This is a genomic window from Mycobacterium sp. (assembly GCF_052143115.1).
Classification (GTDB): Bacteria; Actinomycetota; Actinomycetes; order Mycobacteriales; family Mycobacteriaceae; genus Mycobacterium.
Map to the genome: position 1 here is coordinate 19,384 of NZ_JBKQTQ010000007.1, position 21,123 is coordinate 40,506.

21 protein-coding genes and 1 pseudogene are annotated in these 21,123 nt (G+C 65.2%); 18 read left to right on the plus strand and 4 right to left on the minus strand.

The window, feature by feature from the left end:
• Positions 1-55 precede the first annotated feature (55 nt).
• Genes ACLQI9_RS00720 through ACLQI9_RS00735 form a run of 4 tightly spaced genes read left to right on the plus strand, consistent with a single transcriptional unit; the run spans position 56 to position 4,228 of the window.
• A complete protein-coding gene (locus ACLQI9_RS00720) occupies positions 56-1,501 on the plus strand; it encodes a class I adenylate-forming enzyme family protein (protein WP_442376110.1) in 1,446 nt (481 codons plus the stop codon).
• Entirely contained in the window at positions 1,479-2,384 is a 906-nt protein-coding gene (locus ACLQI9_RS00725) for an acyl-CoA dehydrogenase family protein (protein ID WP_442376805.1), read from the plus strand. The genes ACLQI9_RS00720 and ACLQI9_RS00725 overlap by 23 nt, the downstream gene beginning before the upstream one ends.
• On the plus strand, positions 2,371-3,459 hold the full coding sequence (locus ACLQI9_RS00730; RefSeq protein WP_442376803.1) for an acyl-CoA dehydrogenase family protein: 1,089 nt from the start codon (positions 2,371-2,373) through the stop codon (positions 3,457-3,459). Before ACLQI9_RS00725 ends, ACLQI9_RS00730 begins: the two co-directional genes overlap by 14 nt.
• Position 3,460: 1 nt before the next feature.
• Positions 3,461-4,228, plus strand: a complete 768-nt coding sequence (locus tag ACLQI9_RS00735) for an enoyl-CoA hydratase/isomerase family protein (RefSeq protein ID WP_442376801.1) — start codon at positions 3,461-3,463, stop codon at positions 4,226-4,228.
• A gap of 87 nt (positions 4,229-4,315) precedes the next feature.
• Here the strand turns inward: ACLQI9_RS00735 and ACLQI9_RS00740 are convergent, their stop codons facing one another.
• Positions 4,316-5,077 carry an SDR family NAD(P)-dependent oxidoreductase gene (locus tag ACLQI9_RS00740; RefSeq protein WP_442376799.1) on the minus strand — a complete coding sequence of 254 codons (762 nt, stop codon included), beginning with the start codon at positions 5,075-5,077 and terminating at the stop codon, positions 4,316-4,318.
• Positions 5,078-5,213: 136 nt separating this feature from the next.
• Between ACLQI9_RS00740 and meaB the strand changes: the two genes are divergently transcribed.
• A complete protein-coding gene (meaB, locus tag ACLQI9_RS00745; RefSeq protein ID WP_442376798.1) occupies positions 5,214-6,107 on the plus strand; it encodes a methylmalonyl Co-A mutase-associated GTPase MeaB in 894 nt (297 codons plus the stop codon).
• Here the strand turns inward: meaB and ACLQI9_RS00750 are convergent.
• Positions 6,088-6,276: pseudogene (locus tag ACLQI9_RS00750) on the minus strand (TetR/AcrR family transcriptional regulator); the annotation flags it as partial. The gene meaB and the pseudogene ACLQI9_RS00750 overlap by 20 nt on opposite strands.
• 66 nt (positions 6,277-6,342) lie before the next feature.
• Here ACLQI9_RS00750 and ACLQI9_RS00755 point away from each other — a divergent pair.
• From ACLQI9_RS00755 to ACLQI9_RS00765, 3 genes are read left to right on the plus strand one after another with little or no spacing between them, the layout of a single operon-like run.
• Positions 6,343-7,200 carry an SDR family oxidoreductase gene (locus ACLQI9_RS00755; RefSeq protein ID WP_442376796.1) on the plus strand — a complete coding sequence of 286 codons (858 nt, stop codon included), beginning with the start codon at positions 6,343-6,345 and terminating at the stop codon, positions 7,198-7,200.
• A gap of 28 nt (positions 7,201-7,228) precedes the next feature.
• Positions 7,229-8,251 carry a zinc-dependent alcohol dehydrogenase gene (locus ACLQI9_RS00760; RefSeq protein WP_442376794.1) on the plus strand — a complete coding sequence of 341 codons (1,023 nt, stop codon included), beginning with the start codon at positions 7,229-7,231 and terminating at the stop codon, positions 8,249-8,251.
• Positions 8,252-8,291: 40 nt separating this feature from the next.
• Positions 8,292-8,666, plus strand: coding sequence for a nuclear transport factor 2 family protein (locus ACLQI9_RS00765; protein WP_442376792.1), 375 nt, complete (start codon positions 8,292-8,294; stop codon positions 8,664-8,666).
• Between the two features lie 8 nt (positions 8,667-8,674).
• Here the strand turns inward: ACLQI9_RS00765 and ACLQI9_RS00770 are convergent, their stop codons facing one another.
• Both ACLQI9_RS00770 and ACLQI9_RS00775 read right to left on the minus strand, forming a co-directional pair.
• The gene (locus ACLQI9_RS00770; protein ID WP_442376790.1) at positions 8,675-10,288 is read right to left on the minus strand and encodes an FAD-dependent oxidoreductase; all 1,614 of its coding nucleotides are present in this window, start codon (positions 10,286-10,288) and stop codon (positions 8,675-8,677) included.
• A 24-nt stretch (positions 10,289-10,312) separates the two neighbouring features.
• Positions 10,313-11,002, minus strand: coding sequence for an IclR family transcriptional regulator (locus ACLQI9_RS00775; protein WP_442376788.1), 690 nt, complete (start codon positions 11,000-11,002; stop codon positions 10,313-10,315).
• 178 nt (positions 11,003-11,180) lie between these two features.
• Here ACLQI9_RS00775 and ACLQI9_RS00780 point away from each other — a divergent pair, with 178 nt between their 5' ends.
• Genes ACLQI9_RS00780 through ACLQI9_RS00825 form a run of 10 tightly spaced genes read left to right on the plus strand, consistent with a single transcriptional unit; the run spans position 11,181 to position 21,120 of the window.
• On the plus strand, positions 11,181-12,044 hold the full coding sequence (locus ACLQI9_RS00780; protein WP_442376786.1) for an alpha/beta fold hydrolase: 864 nt from the start codon (positions 11,181-11,183) through the stop codon (positions 12,042-12,044).
• Positions 12,045-12,046: 2 nt separating this feature from the next.
• Complete coding sequence (locus ACLQI9_RS00785; protein WP_442376784.1) at positions 12,047-13,756, plus strand: bifunctional 3-(3-hydroxy-phenyl)propionate/3-hydroxycinnamic acid hydroxylase; 1,710 nt, start codon at positions 12,047-12,049, stop codon at positions 13,754-13,756.
• Positions 13,704-14,624, plus strand: coding sequence for a 3-carboxyethylcatechol 2,3-dioxygenase (locus ACLQI9_RS00790; RefSeq protein ID WP_442376783.1), 921 nt, complete (start codon positions 13,704-13,706; stop codon positions 14,622-14,624). The genes ACLQI9_RS00785 and ACLQI9_RS00790 overlap by 53 nt, the downstream gene beginning before the upstream one ends.
• 5 nt (positions 14,625-14,629) lie before the next feature.
• On the plus strand, positions 14,630-16,375 hold the full coding sequence (locus ACLQI9_RS00795; RefSeq protein WP_442390786.1) for an FAD-binding protein: 1,746 nt from the start codon (positions 14,630-14,632) through the stop codon (positions 16,373-16,375).
• Positions 16,372-17,682 carry an LLM class flavin-dependent oxidoreductase gene (locus ACLQI9_RS00800; protein ID WP_442390752.1) on the plus strand — a complete coding sequence of 437 codons (1,311 nt, stop codon included), beginning with the start codon at positions 16,372-16,374 and terminating at the stop codon, positions 17,680-17,682. The genes ACLQI9_RS00795 and ACLQI9_RS00800 overlap by 4 nt, the downstream gene beginning before the upstream one ends.
• A gap of 19 nt (positions 17,683-17,701) precedes the next feature.
• Positions 17,702-18,532, plus strand: a complete 831-nt coding sequence (locus ACLQI9_RS00805) for a coniferyl-alcohol dehydrogenase (protein WP_442376778.1) — start codon at positions 17,702-17,704, stop codon at positions 18,530-18,532.
• Complete coding sequence (locus tag ACLQI9_RS00810; protein WP_442390754.1) at positions 18,520-19,509, plus strand: cyclase family protein; 990 nt, start codon at positions 18,520-18,522, stop codon at positions 19,507-19,509. The genes ACLQI9_RS00805 and ACLQI9_RS00810 overlap by 13 nt, the downstream gene beginning before the upstream one ends.
• A gap of 14 nt (positions 19,510-19,523) precedes the next feature.
• The gene (locus ACLQI9_RS00815; RefSeq protein WP_442384387.1) at positions 19,524-20,120 is read left to right on the plus strand and encodes an NADPH-dependent FMN reductase; all 597 of its coding nucleotides are present in this window, start codon (positions 19,524-19,526) and stop codon (positions 20,118-20,120) included.
• Positions 20,121-20,129: 9 nt separating this feature from the next.
• The gene (locus ACLQI9_RS00820) at positions 20,130-20,276 is read left to right on the plus strand and encodes a hypothetical protein (protein WP_442384389.1); all 147 of its coding nucleotides are present in this window, start codon (positions 20,130-20,132) and stop codon (positions 20,274-20,276) included.
• A gap of 10 nt (positions 20,277-20,286) precedes the next feature.
• Complete coding sequence (locus tag ACLQI9_RS00825; RefSeq protein ID WP_442390756.1) at positions 20,287-21,120, plus strand: alpha/beta fold hydrolase; 834 nt, start codon at positions 20,287-20,289, stop codon at positions 21,118-21,120.
• The last annotated feature ends 3 nt before the right edge of the window (positions 21,121-21,123 follow it).

Below are 21,123 nucleotides of genomic sequence, written 5' to 3' on the forward strand. Positions count from 1 at the left end.
TTTGCGTTCTTCACTTCAGAGAATACTATTCTCTCAAAACGATAGGATGTTCTCAATGTTCTCAACGTCCTCGATGTCGCAGTGCGGGTTGGCGCCGCCGCGTGAGCCGACCGCGCTTGTGTTCGAAGACCGGCACTACAGCCTCGCGGAGCTCAACGCGCTGGCTGACGGGCTGGCCGCGAGCCTGGGCGGACGTGGCGTGACGGCTGGTGCGCGGGTGGCGTTGATGGCGTCCAACCGCCCCGAGTTCATCATCGCGCTGCACGCGATCTGGCGGCTGGCGGCGACCGTCGTGCTGATCAGCCCCGCCTGGAAGCGCGACGAAGTCGAGCACGCGCTGGCGTTGACGAATCCGTCGCACGCCGTCGGCGACCATGCGGTCTTGTCGGAACTGATGCCGATGCTGCATCTCGACGAGCCGATCTCGCCAGGCGAAGCGGTGTTCGGCTCACCGCCGCCGGATGCCGACGCCGTGTTGGCGTTCAGCTCGGGCACGACCGGTCTGCCCAAGGCCGTCCGGCACACCCATGCGTCATTGCACGCCGCGGTTCGGCATTGGCGTGACGCGCTGGGCTTGACCTCCCGCGACCGAATCCAGATCGCCACGCCGCCGTCGCACATCCTCGGGTTGCTGAACATCGTGACGGCACTGCAGACCGGCGTATGGATGCGGTTGCATCGCCGATTCGACATCGACCGAATCCTGCAGCACATCCAAGCCGATCGAATCACCGTCGAGATGGCCGTCGCGCCGATCGCTTTGGCCATCGCGTCGCACCCGCACCTGGAGTCCTACGACCTCTCGTCGCTGCGGTTCATCATGTGGGGCGCGACCCCGGTCAGCGAAAGCGTCGCCCAGACCGTCACAAAGCGCACCGGCGTCGGTTGGGTTCCCGCGTATGGCACCACCGAGCTGCCGGTCATCACCTGCAACCCACTTGACGGCGCCCGGCTCGATTCGGTTGGGCAACCAGTGCCGGGCGTGCAGGTGCGGGTGGTGTCGCTACAGACCGGCGAGCCGATCGGCCCGGGTGAGGTCGGTGAGATCCAGGCGCGGTCGGACTCGCTGATGGCCGGCTATCTGCCGTGCGAGGCAACGCGAGATACCTTGTGCGACGGCTGGTATCGCACCGGTGATGTCGGATATTTAGACACCGGCGGTTGGCTGCGGATCACCGACCGGGCCAAGGAGATGATCAAGGTCCGGGGTTTCCAGGTCGCGCCCGCCGAGATCGAGGCCGTGCTGCACGCTCACCCCGCCGTCGAAGACTGCGCGGTGTTCGGAATCCCCGACGGCGTCGACGGGGAGTCGGTGGTCGCCGCCGTCGCGACGCGGGCACCGGTCGACGCCGCCGAACTCAGTGCCCGGGTGGGCGAGCGGCTCGCGTCGTACAAACGCTTGAGCCGGGTCGTGTTCGTGCCCGAAATACCTCGGCTGCCCTCCGGAAAGGTGCTACGCCGAGTTCTCAAGGAGCGCTATGGATGTACGTCTGACAGCTGAACAACAACAACTGCGCGACGCCGCGGCAAAGCTGGCCGACGATCTCGGCCCGGGATCGGTGCAAGCTCTCGCCGACGACGATCGAATTTCCCGGTTGGACAAGCAAATCGAGATCACGGGTTGGCGATCGCTGCGTTCCGACGGTGCCTCCGGCGTCGAAGTCGCCATCGTCGCTGAGGAATTCGGCCGCGGATTGGTGGACGCGCCGTTTCTCGGTCCGGTCCTCGCCGACGATCTGGCGCGGCATGTCGGCCACGACGGCTCCGGGTCGACGATCGCGCTGGGTGGTCACGGCATCGACGCACGGGGCTACCAGCGGGCGTTGGCGTTGGACGGGACCACGGTGCTCGCCGCCGACCTGGGCGCCGTCCGCGACGCCGTCGACCTGACCCGGTCCACCGCCGATGTCGTCGTGACACGGGTCGCTGTCGGCGAAGTCGACTCCGATGTCGCCGACCGGTGGCTGGCACTCGCTCTGGCCGCTACGTCGGCGGACCTGGTCGGAGCGGCCCGAGGCGCACACACCCTGGCTTGTGACTACGCGAAAATCCGTGAGCAATACGGCCATTCGATCGGGTCCTATCAAGCCGTCGCGCACCTGCTCGCGGAAAGCCTGGCGCTGATCGAGGGTTCGTTGAGTGTGCTGCGCCATGCCGCCTGGGCGGTTGACGAGCTCGCCCCGGTCGAGGCGATCCGCGCCGCTCGGGTCGCGAAGATCTACTGCGCGCGCGCCGCACGAACCGTGTGCGAGACCGCCATCCAGGTGCACGGCGGCATCGGCAATACCTGGGAGTGCCTGGCGCACGTCTATCTGCGACGTGCGCTGACATCGACCGAACTGTGGCCCGTCAAGCTGGAGGAGATCGACGTTGGACTTTCGTGATTCGCCCGACGAAGCCGCCTTCCGAGAGCGGTTACGATCGTGGCTTTCGGTGCACGCCAAGGAATTTCCGAGCTCAGGCGACGAGTATCGGGCCCGACAGGGTGAATGGCATCGTGCGCTGTATGAGGGCGGCTTCTTCGGGTTGTCCTGGCCGCGCGAGTACGGCGGGCAGGAACTGCCGCCGGTGTACGACGTCATTCTCGACGAAGAGCTGGCACGGGCCGGCTCCCCGCCCCGGCCCAGCCTCGGCTACCTCGTCTCCGGCCTGACCCGACACGGCAGCGAAGAGCTCTGCCGCCGGTTTCTGCCCGGCATGATCAACGGCACCGAACGGTGGTGCCAGGGCTTCAGCGAGCCCGGCTCGGGCTCCGATCTCGCCTCGCTGACAACCACCGCCACCCGCGAGGGCGACAACTACGTCATCCAGGGACACAAGATTTGGACCAGTTACTCCGATGTCGCTGACTGGTGTCTGCTATTGGCCCGTACTGATCCGGACGCCAAACGCCACCGCGGCATTTCGGCGTTCATCATCTCGATGAAACAGCCTGGCGTGCAACAGCGTCCGCTGCGCATGATCAACGGTGTCACCACCGAATTCGGCCAGGTGTTCTTCGACGGTGCTTTCGCGCCGGCGGACCACATGGTGGGTGCCCCGGGCGAGGGGTGGGCACTTGCCATGACGGTCGTCGGCCACGAACGCGAACCCTCCACGCTGGGCTACGCGGCCCGCTACGGCAAGCTCGTTCGCGAGCTGGCCGCGCGCACCGACGGGCCGCCGGGCGAGGAGCTCGCCTGGGCGGTTGTGCAGACCGAGATGCTGACCCATCACGTCCGGCGGCGGTTGTCCGAACAGCTCGACGGGGTGACGCACACGTCGGACGGATCGCTGGACAAGTTGTTGATGACCTGGGTCGAGCAGTCGGTCGGCCACGCCGCGTTGGCTGTTGCCGGCATCGACGACCCCGGCCTGCTCAGCGCCTATCTGTACAGCCGCGCGCAAAGCGTGATGGGCGGAACATCGCAGATCCAGAAAAACATCATCGCCGCACGAATCTTGGGATTAGGAGCCTGACATGTACGACATGCCGACCGAAATCGACGTGCAGGCCGACGGGCCGCTGCGCATTATCACGCTGAACCGGCCCGATTCGCTGAACTCGGTCAACGATGACCTACACCACGGGCTGGCGAAGCTGTGGCAGCGGTTGAGCGACGACCGCAGCGCCCGAGCCGTGGTGATAACCGGTGCGGGCCGGGCCTTTTCGGCCGGTGGTGACTTCGCGTATCTGGCCGAGTTGGCTGGCGACGCAGACCTGCGCGCCAAGACCATCGCCGACGGACGCGAGATCGTGCTGGGCATGGCACGGTGCCGGATACCGGTAGTGGCGGCGGTCAACGGCCCGGCAGTCGGTCTGGGCTGCAGCCTGGTCGCGCTAAGCGACATCGTCTACATCGCCGAGAACGCCTACCTGGCCGACCCGCACGTGCAGGTGGGGTTGGTGGCCGCCGACGGCGGACCGCTGACCTGGCCGCTGCACATCAGCCTGCTGTTGGCCAAGGAGTACGCGCTGACCGGCACCCGGATCCCCGCCGAGCGGGCGGTCGAACTGGGCCTGGCCAACCACATGGTCGCTGATCCGGTCGCCGAGGCGGTGCAGTGCGCACAGAAGATCATGCAACTGCCGCAGCAGGCCGTCGAGAGCACCAAACGCGTGCTGAACGTGCATCTCGAGCGCGCGGTTCTTGCCACGCTGGACTACGCTCTGTCCGCCGAGAACCAGTCCTTCCAGACCGAGGACTTCCGCTCGATCGTGACCAAGTTGGCGGCCGGCAAAAACTGACCTGCCGCCGGCATGCTGCCGAACGTCACGCCAGAGTGGCGTTCGGCGGCGACGGTCGCGCTGGCGTGACGCTCGAGGCGCCGACGCCTACTTCGGCGGGAACCGCAGCGCACCGTCCAGCCGGATGACTTCGCCGTTGAGGTAATCGTTTTCGACGATGCTCTGCACGAATGCGCCGTATTCGGCAGACCTGCCCATCCGCTTGGGGTAAGGGATCTGCGGGCCCCAGTAAGCCTCCAGCTGGTCGCCGGCCTTGCCGTAGGCCGGCGTCAGGAACGTGCCTGGGGCGATGGTGACCACGCGGATCCCGAGCGGGGACAGGTCACGGGCAGCGACCAGCGTCATGCTGACGACGCCGCCCTTGGCGGCCGCGTAGGGCAGCTGGCCGATCTGGCCCTCATAGGCGGCGATCGATGCGGTGTTGACGATGACGCCGCGTGCGCCGTCGACGGGTTCCTGACGCGCCATGGCCGCGGCGGCCAGCCGCAGCACGTTGAACACCCCGGTCAGGTAGACGTCGATCGTGGTCTTGAAGCCGTCCAGGTCCAACGGCGAGCCGTCCTTGCCGACCAGCCGGCCACCGCTGGCCGGGCCGCCGTGCGCATCCACCGAGATTCGCGGCGGGCCAAGCGATTCCGTTTCGGCCAGCGCCGCCTGCACGTCGTCGGTGTTGGTGGCATCGGTGCGCACATAGCGGGCATCGAGCTCGCTGGCCAGCTCCTTGCCTTTGTCGTCGGCCAGATCGGCGATGACCACCTTGGCTCCCGCCGCGTGCAGCCGACGAACGGTGGCCTCACCCAGACCGCCGGCGCCGCCGACGACGATCGCCGAGCTACCGCTGATTTGCATTGATGTTTCCCTTCTTGCAACTCTTACTCTCGAACTGAGAGAATAGTATTCTCGCCTCGCCGCGGGCGACTCGGGTCCCGCTTGCCGAATTGGAGAGAAACCGCGATGTGCGAGGTTCCGGCTGCATGATCATCAGATGACCATCGGTGATCTGATCGAGGCCGCGCGTGGCGGTTCCCCGCGTGCCGCAGGCCGGCTGCTCAGCCTGGTCGAGGGTGAGCGTCGCGACGAGGTGCTGGCGAACCTCGGTCCGTCGTCGATTCTGGTCGTTGGGATCACCGGCCCGCCGGGCGCGGGTAAATCGACGACGATCGCGGCGTTGGTGGGGGCTTATCGGCAGCGCGAGTTGCGGGTGGCGGTGCTTGCCGTTGATCCGTCATCGCCGTTCAGCGGGGGTGCGCTGCTCGGCGACCGAATTCGGATGGCGGCGCACATCAACGATCCCGATGTGCTGATCCGCTCGGTGGCCACCCGGGGACATCTGGGCGGGCTCGCCGCGGCCGTGCCGGCGGCCATCCGGCTGCTCGGGGCATTGGGTTACGACGTGATCCTGCTGGAAACGGTCGGCGTGGGGCAGTCCGAGATCGAGATCGCCGCGGTCGCCGACCCGACCGTCGTCATCCTCAATCCCGGTGCCGGCGACGCGGTCCAGGCTGCGAAGGCGGGACTGCTGGAGGTCGCCGACATCGTTGCGGTCAACAAAGCCGACCGGGACGGCGCCGAGCAGACCGTCCGCGACCTTCGGGGTGAGACCAAAGCCCCGATCATCAGCCTGATCGCCGCGAAAGGTGAAGGGCTGTCGGACTTGATGGAGGCGATCGACGCGCACCACCGCGCCGACAGCGCCGCGCGCCGGTCCGCTCGCGCGCGAGCGCAGATCCTGTCGTTGGCACAAACCCGGCTGCGCACGCACCCGGATCTCGATCGGCTCGCGGAGTCGGTGGCCGATGGCCGCGACGATCCCTACACCGCGGCCGAACAGCTGCTGACCCCCGGAGCGGGGAGCGGATCTACTCAACCGGCAGGTTGAGGATCCGCCGTGTCGTGCGCAGCAGGTCGGCGCGCAGGGTGTCGTCGTCGATGTCGGTAACCAGTGGATGCATGACGCCGGCGGAGATGGCTCCCGACAGCATCGGCGCCGGAACGCGCGCCACCGGATCGAACTGCAGCACGCTCATCATGTGGCGGCGGGCGACAGCGCGTTGTCGCCGATCGGCTATTGTGCCGAGTGGTTCATCGGCGACAAACCCGGCCCGCGGAGACTCATGACATCGCGATCAACGGACAACGAGGTTCTGGTCATCATCGGTGCCGGCGGGATGGGGCTGTCGATCGCCCGCCGCGTCGGAGCGGGACGAACAATCGTGCTGGCCGACGTGAACGCGGCAGGCCTGAATGCTGCCGCCGATGCGCTTACCAGCGACGGGCATCGGGTGCTGACGCGAGAAGTCGACGTCACCTCGCGGCGTTCGGTGGCCGCCGTTGCGGAGATGGCAGACGAGGCCGGCCGTGTCACGGCTGTTGTTCATACCGCTGGACTTTCGCCGCAACAGGCACCCGCTGAAGCCGTTCTGGCGGTCGACCTGCTGGGGGTCGCGCTCAGCATCGACGAGTTCGGCCGCGTGATCGAGCCCGGTGGCGCCGCGGTCGTCATCGCCAGCATGGCCGGCCACATGCAGCCGGCGCTTGATCCGGCGGTTGAGCGGCAGCTGGCGAGCGCGCCGACTGACGAGCTGCTCGGCCTCGAAGCGTGCTCGAAGATCACCGATAGCCGGATAGCGTATCCATTCGCCAAGCGGGCCAACCAAATCCGCGTTGCCGCCGCGGCCGGGTCCTGGGGTGAGCGCGGCGCGCGAATCAATTCCATCAGCCCCGGTGTCATCTCCACGGCGATGGGTCGATTGGAGTTGAGCAGTGAATCCGGCGCGCTCATGCAAGCCATGGTCGACAACTCCGGCCTGCGACGTCTTGGGACCCCCGAGGACATTGCCGCCGCCACCGAGTTCCTGCTCGGCCCGTCGGCCGCATTCATCACCGGCACCGACCTGTTGGTCGATGGCGGCGTCGTCGCCGCGATCCGAACCGGCACGATCGATCTCGCCAAGGCACTCGCCGAACGCTGACGCGCGTCTTTGCAGACGAGGAGCTTCGATGAGAGCGTCCGTGGTGACAGCGCCGGGACAGATGCAGGTCGTCGAGCTACCCAAGCCTGCGGTCGGACCGACGGATGTCCTGGTGAAGATACGGGCCTGCGGCATCTGCGGGTCGGACGCGTTGTACATCGCGCTGGGCGGGCTGCCGCCGCGGCAGGGACAGATGCCGCTCGGCCACGAACCCGCGGGCGAAGTCGTTGAAGTCGGTCGCGACGTCACCGGCGTGTCCGTGGGCGATCATGTCGTGATCAATCCGATGGCGGCGCCCAGTGGCATCATCGGCAACGGCGGTGCGACCGGTGCGCTCGCGGACTATCTGCTGATCGAGAACGCCGTTCGTGGTAAAAGCCTTGAGATCGTGCCTGACCACATACCTTTCGAAGTGGCGGCACTGAACGAGCCGATGGCTGTCGCGCGACATGGGGTGAATCAAGTCGGGCCGAAACCGTCCGACAAGGTCGTGGTATTCGGTGCCGGTCCGATCGGGCTCGGGGCAACAATCGGATTCAAAGCCGTTGGTGTACAACATGTCATCGTTGTCGACCTGATTTCGTCACGGCTGGAGAAGGCCCTCGAAGTGGGTGCCGACGCGGTTATCAACTCCACCGATGAAGACGTGGCGCGCCGCCTGATCGAACTCCACGGCGCAGGCGAGTCGATGTTCCCGGGGAAGGCCGCCACCGACATCTATCTGGACGCCGCGGGTGCGCCCGCGGTGATCAACACCGCCTTGACGGCCGCCAAGCCGGGAGCCCGGGTCGTGGTGGTCGCCGTCCACAAGAAGCCGATACCGGTCGACTTTCTCAACGTCATGAGCAACGAAATCACCATCGTCGGATCGATGGGCTATCCGGAGGAGATCTTCGAGGTCACCAAAGACATCATCGACAACTGGGAGAAGTACGCGGTCATTATCAGCCATACGGTCCCATTCGATGACGTAGCCGAAGCGCTGCGGCTTGCCACCACGCCCGGTGCGGCCGACAAGGTGGTGGTCACTTTCGGCAGCGGAGACGTGTAACGGTCTTGATTTATTGTACTGCAACGTGTTTCATAAAGTAATGACTCGTTCTGCTGATGAGCTGGTAACCGAATTCTGCAAGCTGTGGTCGTCCCCCAACCCGGAAGAATTGGCCGGGTACTTCACCGAAGACGCCGTCTATCACAACATTCCCATGGAGCCTGTGCAGGGTCGAGAGGCGATCAAGCAATTCATCGCGGGATTCCTCGCCGCGGTTGACGGCATCGACTTCAATGTGCACCGGCAGGTCAGCGATGGCACGGTGGTGATGAACGAACGCACCGACGTGATGCATCGCAAGGACGGCGGCGAGGTACCGCTACCGGTGATGGGTGTCTTCGAGGTACACGACGACAAGATCGCAGCCTGGCGTGACTACTTCGACATGGCAGCCATCACGAAGGCCTTTACCTAGGCCGTCAGCTAGTCAACCGACTTGCCTGTTGCCGCGGTGTAGCCGGCGCGGAATCCGAAAACCATTGCCGGACCGATGGTCCCGCCGGCGCCGCCGTAGGCCCGCCCGGTTACGCCGCCCATCGCGTTGCCGGCGGCATACAAGCCCGGTATCGGCGCGCCATTGACGTGCAAGACCCGTCCGTCGCGGTCGGTACGCGGCCCGCCCTTGGTTCCCATCGCACCGACCGAAACCGGTACCGCGTAGTAGGGGGCGGTATCGACGGGGCCAAGCGTCTTGCCGGCCAGCGTCGTCGCGCGGTCGTCACCCCAATAGCCGTCGTATGCGCTTGAGCCACGGCCGAAGTCGGGATCCGATCCCTCACCGACATTGTGGTTCCAGTCCTCGGTCGTGCGGGTGAGTCCGTCGAGTGCGATTCCGGTCTTGGCAGCCAACTCGGCCAGATCGGCCGACGCGCAGAACCAATCCGGAATCGGGTCTCCCGGCTCGACACCCAGGAACCCGTAACGCTTGAGGTGCAATGAATCGAACACGATCCACGCCGGGTCGTTGACGTAGCCGTCACGTGGGTCCAGGTAGTGAAAGGCGCCGGCCATCGAGTTGTAGTCGCAGGCCTCGTTGACGAATCGCTTCCCGGCCCGGTTGACGATGATGCTGCGCGGGCGAGTTCGTTCCAGGCGTACGCTGCGGCTGCGTTGTTTCCCCTCGATCGTGTCGCCCGGGATCTGGACGATCGGCACCCACCACGCTTCGCCCATGTTGGCCAGATCGGCACCGTGAGCCATCACCATGCGCAACCCGTCGCCGGTGTTGTTGGGCGGTGAGACGGCGCCGTGCATCGGTCCGCGCAGGAAAGCGTTGACCAACGACGGATCCCATTCGAACCCGCCGGTGCCCAGGATGACGCCGTGACGGGCATGCACCCTCAGTTGCTCTCCCGCGCAGCTGATCCGGACCCCGACAATCTCGCCGGCTTCGGCATAGAGCTCCTCGGCCCGAGCATTCGTCTGCGGCGTCACGCCGGAATCCAGCAATCCCTTCAGCAGCCCGGCGATCAGCGCAGTACCTGCCACGCACAGGTCCGTTGTGCTCTCATCGATAGCCGCGTGCAGCCTCGCCCGGGTTTCGGCGTCGAAACCGACGTTGGACCAATCGGCCGGGAACGAGGTGATCCGATCCCGCCATTCGCCCAGTCGGGCGAGATCGAAGGGAGCAGCGGTCAGCGATCGTCCCCCGGTCGGCCGGCCGCCGGGCAACTCCGGTTTGTAATCCGGGAAACCATTAGCGATCTCGAAGTGCAAACCGCTGTGCGCCTCCACGAAGTCGAGCATCGCCGGACCGGTTCGCACAAACGTCTCGACCAGCGCCTGGTCCATCGAACCGAACGACTGCGCGTCCAGATACTTCAGCGCATCATCCACCGTCAATTCCCCGTCGGACGCACGCTTATGCGCGGGAATCCACACCACGCCGCCCGAAACCGCCGTGGTGCCACCGACAGTCGCGGCTTTCTCGTAGACCGCCACCGAAGCGCCGCTGGCCGCCGCGGTCAATGCGGCGGTGAGAGCGGCACCGCCGCTGCCCAGTACGACGACGTCGACTTCGTGGTCCCAAGACGGCATAAGCTCGTTTCCTTCCAGCTCAGGTCAGCTGAGTATCGCCGATAATTCCTTGGCTGCCTTGATGACTGCGTCCTGGCCGCGCATCACCACGTCTTCCCGGTGCGAAATCAGGTTGATGCAAGTCGGCGGCGACGGCGGTGGGCGGTGCACCGGAACGGCCAGGCCGTAGGTGTTCGGCTCGATCTCGCCGTGGGTAATCACCCAGCCCTGCTCGCGGGCGCGGACGACGAGGTCGCGTTCGTCCGGGCGTGCGGGCATGCTCGCCAGCAACGCGATGCCCGCGGCTCCCCGGTCCAGCGGGTAGCGGCTGCCCTCGTGGAAGGCCAGCTGGTAGGCGACTTGGGTGGGGACGATCACCGCGACGGCCACCTGCTGGTCGCCCTCGGCGACGAGCAACGACACCGTGGTACCCAGATCGTCGGCGAGCGCGCGCAGGGTCGGCAGACTCAGTTGGCGCACGTTGCGGTCGAACGACGCGCCGAGAATCGCCAGACCCGCAGCCGGCCGATAGCGTCCGTCCTCACCCCTGGCGACGAACCGAAATTGGGAAAGTGTGGCGAGCAGGCGATAGGCGATCGTCCGATGCACGCCGACGCCATCGGCGACCTGCTGCACGGTCAGCCCCGCCGGGGCGTCGGCTACCAGTTGCAGCGCATTGAGCCCCCGGGCCAGCGTTTGCGAACCGGGCGCTGTGGTGGTCGGCGTCTCAGCCATGTCGGCGCTCCGGGACGGGGCCGGCCAACGCGACCTGCGCTTCCCTTGACAGACAACCGGCGGAGAGTGATGCTCTATACATAGTGCACATCAGTGTGCGATTTTAGCACAGGATGTTGGCGTTAAACGAGAACAAAATTTCCCTTAGGGGCCGCGAGCCTTAACACGAGAGGAACCGGTGGCCGAGCACGAAAGCGTGTGGAGCGATCTGCAGGGTGTCCCCTTCGAGCAGGGCTACCTCGACGCCGGCGACGTGCGAACCCGCTACCTGCGAGCGGGCGATTCGGCCAAGCCGGTGCTGGTGCTGTTGCACGGATCGGGTGGCCACGCCGAGGCGTATGTCCGCAATCTGGAAGCGCACGCCGAGCATTTCTGGACCTGGTCGATCGACATGCTGGGGCACGGCTACACCGACAAGCCTGGCCACCCGCTGGAGGTCGCCCACTATGTTGAACACCTGATGGCGGTCTTCGACGCCATCGGCGCCGAGCACGCCAGCCTGTCCGGCGAATCACTCGGCGGCTGGGTGGCGGCCCGCGCCGCCGTCGACCATCCCGACAGGATTGACCGGCTGGTCCTCAACACCGCCGGCGGTTCGCAGGCTGACCCCGAGGTGATGAAGCGAATCATCACCCTGTCGATGGCGGCTGCGGAAAATCCGACCTGGGAAACCGTCCAAGCGCGAATCAAGTGGCTAATGGCCGACAAGTCCAAGGACTACGACGATCTGGTCGCCAGCCGGCAGCGGGTGTATCGCCAGCCGGGCTTCGTGGCGGCGATGCGCGACATTATGGCCCTGCAGGATCCAGAGATTCGGGCGCGCAACCTCCTCGGCCCGGCCGAGTATGGGTCGATCACCGCGCAAACTCTGGTTTTGTGGACCAGCGATGACCCGACCGCCGATGTCGCTGAGGGCCGCCGAATCGCGTCGATGATCCCCGGCGCGCGGTTTGAGCTGATGCCCGGTTGTGGTCACTGGCCGCAGTACGAGGACGCCAAGACCTTCAACCGCCTGCATCTCGACTTCCTGCTGGGGCGCTGAAAGTGGCCCGTAACCAAGAGGCCCAAGAGGTCCACGAGGTCGACGTCGACGTCGTCGTCGTCGGCGCGGGCCCGGTCGGCCTGACCCTGGCCAATATCCTTGGCTTGCAATGCGTACGCACCGTGGTGGTCGATGAACGCGCAACGCTGATCGATTATCCCCGCGGTGTGGGGCTTGACGACGAGTCGCTGCGGACCTTTCAGGCGATCGGTCTGGTCGATCGCATTCTGCCCCACACGGTGCCCAACCAGATCCTGCGATTCGTCGACGCCAAACGTCGAGTGCTGGCCGAAATGGCCCCGCCTGACGCGCGGTTCGGCTGGCCCAAACGCAACGGTTTCGTGCAACCGCTGGTCGACGCCGAGTTGCTCAGCGGCTTAGACAGATTCGAGCACGTTGACGTGTGGTGGGACCGCCCCATGACCTCATGCACAGAAACCGACGGTGCGGTGACGGTCGAACTCGACGGCCAGGCTGGGCGGAAGAACCTGCGGGCCCGTTACGTGGTCGGCTGTGATGGCGGGCGAAGCACCACACGGCGGCTGATGGGGGTGTCTTTCGACGGCACCACCTCGTCGACACGCTGGTTGGTCGTCGACGTCGCCAACGATCCGCTCGGACATCCCAACAGCGAGGTCGGCGCCGACCCGCGGCGCCCCTACGCCTCGATCTCGATCGCACATGGGATTCGCCGCTTCGAGTTCATGATTCACGCCAACGAGACCGACGAGCAGGCAGAGGATCCGGCCTTTCTCTCGCGAATGCTCGCTTCATTCGTCCCGTATCCCGACCGAGTCGACGTGATCCGGCACCGGGTTTACACCCATCATTCGCGGATCGCCGGGACGTTTCGTCGTGGTCGGCTCCTGCTCGCAGGAGACGCCGCGCACCTGATGCCGGTGTGGCAGGGACAGGGCTACAACAGCGGTATCCGAGACGCGGCGAATCTGGGTTGGAAGCTTGCCGCGGTGGTGACCGGATACGCCGAGGATGCGTTGCTCGACACCTACGACGTGGAGCGCCGCAAGCACGCCCGCGCGATGATCGACCTGTCGACGATGGTCGGGCGCGTCATCTCTCCGACCAATCGGCGAGTCGCCGCGGCTCGCGATCTTCTGGTGCGGTCCGCGTCAATTGTGCCCTCGCTCAAGAGGTATGTGCTGGAGATGCGGTTTAAGCCGATGCCGCGATACGAGCAGGGGGCCGTCGTGCATTCCGAGCCGCGTCGCACCGACTCGCCGGTCGGTACCTTGTTCGTGCAACCCCGGGTGGACACCCGCGAACACCAGAATGTCCTGCTCGACGACGTCCTGAACGGAGGGTTCGCCGTTCTGTGCTGGAACAACAATCCGCGCGAAATACTAGGCGCCACAGCGTTTGCGAACTGGAAGGCGCTGGGCACGAAGTTCGTCGCAGCGCGGCCGCTGAGCCAGCTGCACTGGACCGGTCACGACCATCCGGACGTCGTGGTCGTCGGGGACCGCGGCGGTCATCTCAAAGCCTGGTTCGACACCCACCAAGAATCCGTGCTGTTCCTGCGCCCCGATCGTTGCATTGCGGGCGCCTGCATCGCTCAACTCGCACCCGAGTTGAGTGTCTCGCTCTTCGACGTCCTCGTCCTGATACCGGGAGGAAACCGTGCCGCTAGCCCTGTGTTGTATGTCCCACAGCCCGCTACTGAATCTGCCCGGGCCGTCGCAGGACCTCCTTGACCACATTGACACGGCACTCGCGCAGGCACGGGAATTCGTCGAGACCTTCAACCCGGAGCTCGTCGTCATCTTCGCCCCCGACCACTACAACGGCTTCTTCTACAAACTGATGCCACCGTTCTGTATTGGCACCGACGCGCAGGGAGTCGGCGATTACGACACCCACAAAGGGCCGCTGGACGTTCCGGAAGCCACCGCCGTTGCCTGCGCAAAAGCGGTCCTGTCCGCAGGCGTCGACATAGCCATATCGGCGAACATGGACGTGGATCACGGCACCGTTCAACCGCTGGAGAAATTGTTCGGTGCGGCCACGGCGCATCCGGTGATACCGATCTTCATCAACTCGGTCGCCACCCCGCTAGGGCCGTTGCATCGTTGTCGGACGCTCGGCACCGCGGTCGGCAGTTATCTGGCCACCCTGAACGAGCGGGTCCTGGTGGTGGGATCCGGTGGGCTGTCACATGATCCGCCGGTCCCGACGCTGGCGACGGCGACTCCGGCAGTCGTGGATCGAATTGTGCACGGACGGCCGATGACCTCTGAACAGCGGCTCGCGCGGCAGACCGCGGTAATCGACGCGGCCAGGAGCTTCGCAGACGGGGTAAGTGAACTCCAACCACTCAACCCGGTGTGGGATCACCGATTTCTCGACATTCTCGACAGCGGCCGACTCGACGAGCTGGACAACTGGTCCAACTCGTTCATCGCTCGAGAGGGCGGCAACTCCGCACACGAGATCCGCACCTGGGTAGCCGCTTTCGCGGCACTGGCGGCTGCCGGTCCGTACCAGACGGGATTGCGTTACTACAAGCCGGCCCCCGAGCTGATCGCCGGCTTCGCCGTTAGAACGGCGGTGCCGGCGACGTGACAGCAGTGGCGCCAAGCGCTCCCGGTACGTTCGACCACGTCGTCGACGTACTGGTGATCGGTTCTGGAGGCGGCGGCATGACGGCGGCGCTGGCTGCCCACGCTTCTGATCTGGAGACGCTGGTCGTCGAAAAGTCCAGCCAATTCGGCGGTTCCACCGCGCTGTCCGGCGGTGGCATCTGGGTACCGGGAGCGCCGGCGCAACGCCGGGCAGGCTACACGCCGTCTCCAGGCGGTGTCGTCGACTACCTGCGGCACATCACCGAGGGCCTGGTCAGCGATGCGCGGATCCAGCAATACGTCGACTCGGCGCCGGAAATGATGGAGTTCCTCGAACATCTCAGCCCATGGTTCGAGTTTGTGTGGAAGCCCGGCTATGCCGACTACTACCCGGAATTGCCGGGTGGTTCCGAGCTCGGCAGCACGATCAACGTCCCCCCGATCGATTTGCGCGCGTTGGCGGAGGAAGAACAACATCTGCTGCAGCCGTTGGCGTTGGCGCCCCGGGGAATCTGGCTGGGGCCAAAGGAGCTTCGGTCGTTCTACCAGGTGCGCCAGTCGTGGGCGGGCAAGGGCGTCCTGGTGAAGCTGGTGTGGCGCATGGTCCGGGCCCGCGTCTTCGGGGATCGAATCGCGGCGATCGGCCAGTCGCTGGCCGCGCGGCTAAGGCTGGCGATGAAGGACCGCGGTATCCCGCTGTGGCTGGACTCACCCATGACGGAATTACTCACCGACGACGACGGTTCGGTCACCGGCGCGATCGTCGTGAAAGACGGTACACCGCTGAGGATCTGCGCCAAGCGGGGGGTGATCGTGGCAACCGGCGGATTCGACCACGACCTCGCATGGCGCAAAGAGCACCAGCCGATCGTGGAACAGGATTGGAGTTTCGGCAATCCCGCCGCGACCGGCGACGGCATTCGGGCCAGCCAGCGGGTCGGTGCCGTCGCCGATCTGCTCGACGAGGCCTGGTGGTTTCCGGCCATCCAATGGCCCGATGGTCGAATGCAATTCATGCTCAATGAGCGAATGATGCCGTCGCAGTTCATCGTCAACGGCGAGGGGAAGCGATTCATCAACGAGGCGGCGCCCTACATGGACTTCGGCCACGCCATGATCGACGGCCAGAAATCCGGCGTCACCCACATCCCCTGCTGGCTTATCACCGACCATCGGTCGTGGAATCGCTACGTCGTCGCCGGACATCTTCCGCTGCCGAAGATCCCGGGCGCGCCCGTACCCACCGGGCGAAAGATCCCGGCTGCCTGGCTGCAGTCGGGTGTGGTCAAAGCGGCGAAGAGCTGGGAAGAACTCGCAGCCAAGATCGGGGTGCCGGCCGGCCAACTTCGCGACACCGCCGCGCGCTTCAACGAACTGGCCCACAGCGGCCACGACGACGATTTCAACAGAGGTGACAGCGTTTACGACAATTACTACGGAGACCCCACCCTGCCTAATCCGAACCTGTATCCGCTTGGCAAACCGCCCTACTACGCCTTTCAAGTCGTTCTCGGCGACCTCGGCACATCCGGTGGTCTGCGCACGGATGAGTACGCCCGCGTGCTACGCAGCGACGACACGATCGTGCCCGGCCTGTACGCCGTGGGCAACACATCGGCGGCGGTGATGGGACGCAGCTACGCCGGCGCCGGCGCGACCATCGGTCCGGCAATGACTTTCGGCTACGTCGCGGCCAAGCACCTTGTCAACACGAGCTCAACTCACTCGATTGTTCCGGGAGGTACCAATTGAAAATCTCATTGTTCTACGAATTCGCCCTACCCCGCCCATGGCAGCCGGACGACGAGCATGAGCTGCTGAAGGACTGCCTCGACGAGGTCGAGGCGGCCGACAAGGCCGGTTTCTCCACGGTGTGGCTGACCGAGCACCACTTCCTTGAGGAATACTGTCACTCCACCGCTCCGGAGATGTTTCTGGCCGCAGCCAGCCAGCGGACCAAAAACATCCGGCTGGGATTCGGCATCATGCACCTCCCGCCGGCTGTCAACCATCCCGCCCGGGTCGCCGAACGTATCGCCACCCTCGATCTGATTTCCGACGGACGAGTCGAGTTCGGCACCGGCGAATCCTCCTCGATCGGCGAGTTGGGAGGCTTCGGTATCGACCCCGCCGACAAGCGTGCCCAATGGGAAGAGGCGCTGGAGGTGGCGATCCGCTGCATGATCGAGGAACCCTTCACCGGGTTCAAGGGCGAGCACATCGAGATGCCGGCTCGCAACGTCATCCCCAAGCCGTTGCAAAAGCCGCACCCGCCGGTGTGGGTCGCCTGCACCAGGCCGGCGTCGGTGCAGATGGCCGCCCAGAAATGCATCGGCGCACTGAGTTTCGCTTACACCGGCCCGGGTCCGCTCACCGAGCGGGTGAACGGCTACTACAAGGAGCTCGAGGAAAGCGGTGTCCCAATCACCCCGCAGATCAACCCGAACATTCTTGCCATCGGCGGCGATTTGTCGATGATGGTCGCCCGCACCGACGAGCAGGCACTCGAGCGCCTCGGGATGGGCGGCGGGTTCTTCTCGTTCGGGATCATGCACTACTACATGACCGGAATCCACACGCCCGGACGGACCGGAGTCTGGAAGCGCTATCTCGAAGAATGTGAGAAGGACCCGACGCTGGCTTACGGTCCGGGCCGCGGCGCCATCGGCTCGCCGGCCACCGTTCGGGAGTTCCTGCGCGGTTACGAGGAGAGCGGCGTCGACGAGATCATCCTGCTGCTCAACCCGCGCAGCCACGAAGGCACCATGGAATCCATCGAGCTGATGGGTAAAGAAGTGCTGCCGGAATTCATCGAACGCGACGCAAAGGCGGTGGCCGACAAGGCCAAGCGGTTAGCGCCGGTCATCGAGAAGATCGAGGCGCGTCGGCCGGAGTCGACCGCCCCGCAGTTTGACGAGGGCTACTCGTTCGGCGGCCTGCCCACCGGCCGCGGAGGGAAGTTCACCGCCAGCGAGATCCCAGAGGCCATGGCCGAAATCAACGAAGGTCGCGTCCAGGCGGCGCAGCGTGCCAAAGAGCAGAAAGAGCAGCAGTCGTGATACCGGAAGTTGCCTGACCTTGGGACAGATCGACGAGCTGTGGCGTTACGACGGTCGCCGTGCTGTGGTGACCGGATGCGCGTCGGGCATTGGGGCCCACGTCGTCAGACAGCTCACCGAACTCGGGGCCGACGTCGTCGGATTGGATAAGCATCCGCCCAGCACCGATATCGCCGAATTCCACGCCCTTGACCTGACCGACCCGCCATCCATCGACCGCGCTGTGGCGTCGATTGGCCGGGACGTCGATGCGTTGTTCAACATCGCCGGCGTCTCCTCCGGCATCGGCGATCGGTTGCTCGTCGTCACGATCAACTTCCTCGGCCTACGCCATGTCACCGAGGCGTTATTGGAGCAGATGCCGGCCGGATCGTCCATCGTGAGTGTGTCCTCGCTCGCGGCGGCCGGGTATCGGGAGCACCAGCAGGTCGTCGGCGGACTGCTGAACACCCGCACGATGCCCGAGGGAATTCAGTGGTGTCACCGCCATCCCGACGCGCTGGCCGACGGGGGCTACCGGTTGTCCAAAGAAGCGATCATCCTTTACACCATGAGAAATACCGCCGCGCTCGGTGCTCGAGGTATTCGCATCAACTGCACTGGGCCGGGCGTTACCGAGACCCCGATTCTTGACCAGTTGCGCACTGCCTACGGGCAGCAGTACCTCGATGACATCCCCAAACCATTGGGCCGCGTCGCCGACCCGGCCGAACAGGCCGCGGTCCTGGTGTTCCTGAATAGCCAAGCCGCCAGCTATATCTCGGGCCAAGTCCTCTGGGTCGACGGCGGCAATGTCGGCGCCGCAGTTGCGCGCGAGTTCGAGGAAGGGCGAGCACTGTGGCCAGCCTGACCGACTTCCGCCGAGTCGCCGGCGATGTCCGCAACTGGGGAAGGTGGGGAGACGCCGACGAGCTCGGGACGCTGAACTTCATCACTGGGGACAAGGTCGCCCAAGCAGCCAGTCTGGTCAAGCACGGCAAGGTGTTTCCCTTGGGGGTGGACTTCGGTTCGTCGGGTCCCCAGGGGGCATTCAAGTTTCGGCACAACCCGATCCATGTGATGACGGTGGACGGTGGCGATGTGAACACGCTGGCTCGCTACGGGTCGGAATGGGCCGCGAACCCGGGTGCGCGAGAGCTTGGGAAATACTTCCAGGACAGTCTATTTCGTTTCAACGACGACATGATCATCATGCCGCTGCAGGCGGCCACCCAGTGGGATGCGCTCTCCCATGTCTATTACGATGACAAGCTCTACAACGGCTTCCCGGCAGACTCGGTGACCAGTCTCGGCGCATTCCACTGCGGAATCGACAAGGTCGACGGCAAGGGCATCACCTCGCGTGGCGTGCTGCTAGATCTCGTTCGCCATCGCGGTGTGGAGACTTTTCTCGAGCTCGGCAATCCGATCACCGCTGCCGAACTCGACGACGTTGCCCGATCGCAGGGCGTTACAGTCGGGCGCGGCGACATCGTCCTGATCCGAACCGGCTGGTGGGCAAGGTTTCTGGAGACCGGCAACGGGGCTGAGCCTGGTTCGGGGCTGGACTGGCGTTGCGCCTCTTGGTTGCATGACCACGACATCGCGGCTGTGGCCGCCGATAATCTCATGGTCGAAGACCCGGTATCCGGGGTCGAGGGAACGTTTCTGCCCATGCACATGCTGTGCCTGCGGGACATGGGGCTGGTGCTCGGCGAGTACTGGGATCTCACCGCACTGGCGGTGGACTGTGCGGCCGATGGTGTGTACGAGTTTCAGCTCATCGCGCCACCGTTGAGAATCGTTGGTGCGGTGGGCTCTCCGGTGAATCCCATCGCGATCAAGTAAGGAGGGCACGGTCGATGTTGACGGAAGGCCCGGAAGGCCAAGGGCCGCTGGTTGTCGGCGTCGGCGGCACCCTGAGGTCGAGCTCATCGACCGAACAAGCGTTGCGCCAGTGCCTGGCTGCCGTCGAGCGTCAAGGCGGACGCACCAAACTCTATTGCGGCGACGACATCGATCTACCGATGTACAACCCGCACGAACCCGCCCGCACGCAGGAGGCTGTTCAGCTGATCGAGGCCCTGCGTGAGGCCGACGCCGTGATCGTCGGCTCGCCCGGCTACCACGGCGGGGTCTCCGGGCTGGTGAAGAACGCGCTGGACTACATCGAAGACATGCGTGCGGACTCGCGGGTCTACCTCGACAACAAGCCGTGGGGATGCATCAGCTGCGCTTACGGGTGGCAGGCGGCGGTAGGCACGCTGAACCAGCTCCGCGGCATCGGTCATGCGCTGCGGGCCTGGCCGACTCCTCTCGGCGTCGCGATCAACTCGGCCGATCAAATCTGGGACGAGGCGGGCGAACTGATCGACGTGATTGTCGCCAATCAACTGGACTTATTGGCGACGCAGTTGTTGACGCTCGCGCGGTCGGGCCCGGGCCAAGTCGTCAGGTAAGGATGAGCGATGCGGTTTGTGCTGGTGCGCGGTGGGATTCACTCCGGACGGTGCTGGAGCCGCAGGATTCCGTTCCTGAGTAGGCCGCAAAAGCTGGCCGAACTGCTGGTCTATGCGACGACCACCAAACCCGTCGGCCCGCTTGACCCGAACTGAGGTGCCCGCCATGGAGATTCGACGCAGAACCATCGTGGTCGACGGGCTGACCACTAGCTACCTGGAGGCCGGCGACGGCGATCCGGTGATTCTGCTGCACGGTGGCGAGTTCGGTGTCAGCGCCGAAATCGGCTGGGAGCGAACGATGCCTGCGCTCGCCGCCCGGTATCGAGTACTGGCGCCAGACATGTTGGGCTTTGGGCAATCAGCCAAAGTCATCGATTTCAACGACGGGCGTGGCATGCGGATCCGCCATGTCGCCCGCTTCTGCAGCGAGCTGTCCATCGCCTCGGCGCATTTCATCGGCAATTCGATGGGCGCCATCATGCTGCTCGTCGACGCCACATCGGAGTCGCCGGCCTTGCCGATGCGCAGCATGGTCGCCATCTGTGGCGGCGGCGAAATCCAGCGCAACCAGTACATGGAGGCGCTCTACGATTACGACGCGACCATGCCGGCCATGCGCCGTATCGTCGAGGCGCTGTTTCACGATCCGTCCTATCCGGCTGACGATGACTACGTGCAGCGTCGTTTCGAGTCCAGCATCGCTCCAGGTGCGTGGGAGGCACTCGCCGCGGTCCGTTTTCGCCGCCCAGGAGCGGCGCCACCACCGACCCCGTCGAGTAAACGGGCCTATGAGCGTGTCTCGGTTCCGACGCTTGTCGTCGAGGGCGCGTGCGACAAACTTCTTCCACCGGGCTGGGCGAAGGAAATCGCCAACCAGATTTCCGGGGCCCGGTCAGCCGTGGTCCAGGCCGCCGGTCACTGCCCGCAGATTGAGCAAGCGGCGATCGTCAACGAGCTGCTGCTGGAGTTTCTGGTAGATGCCGACGGAGCTGCCTGAGCC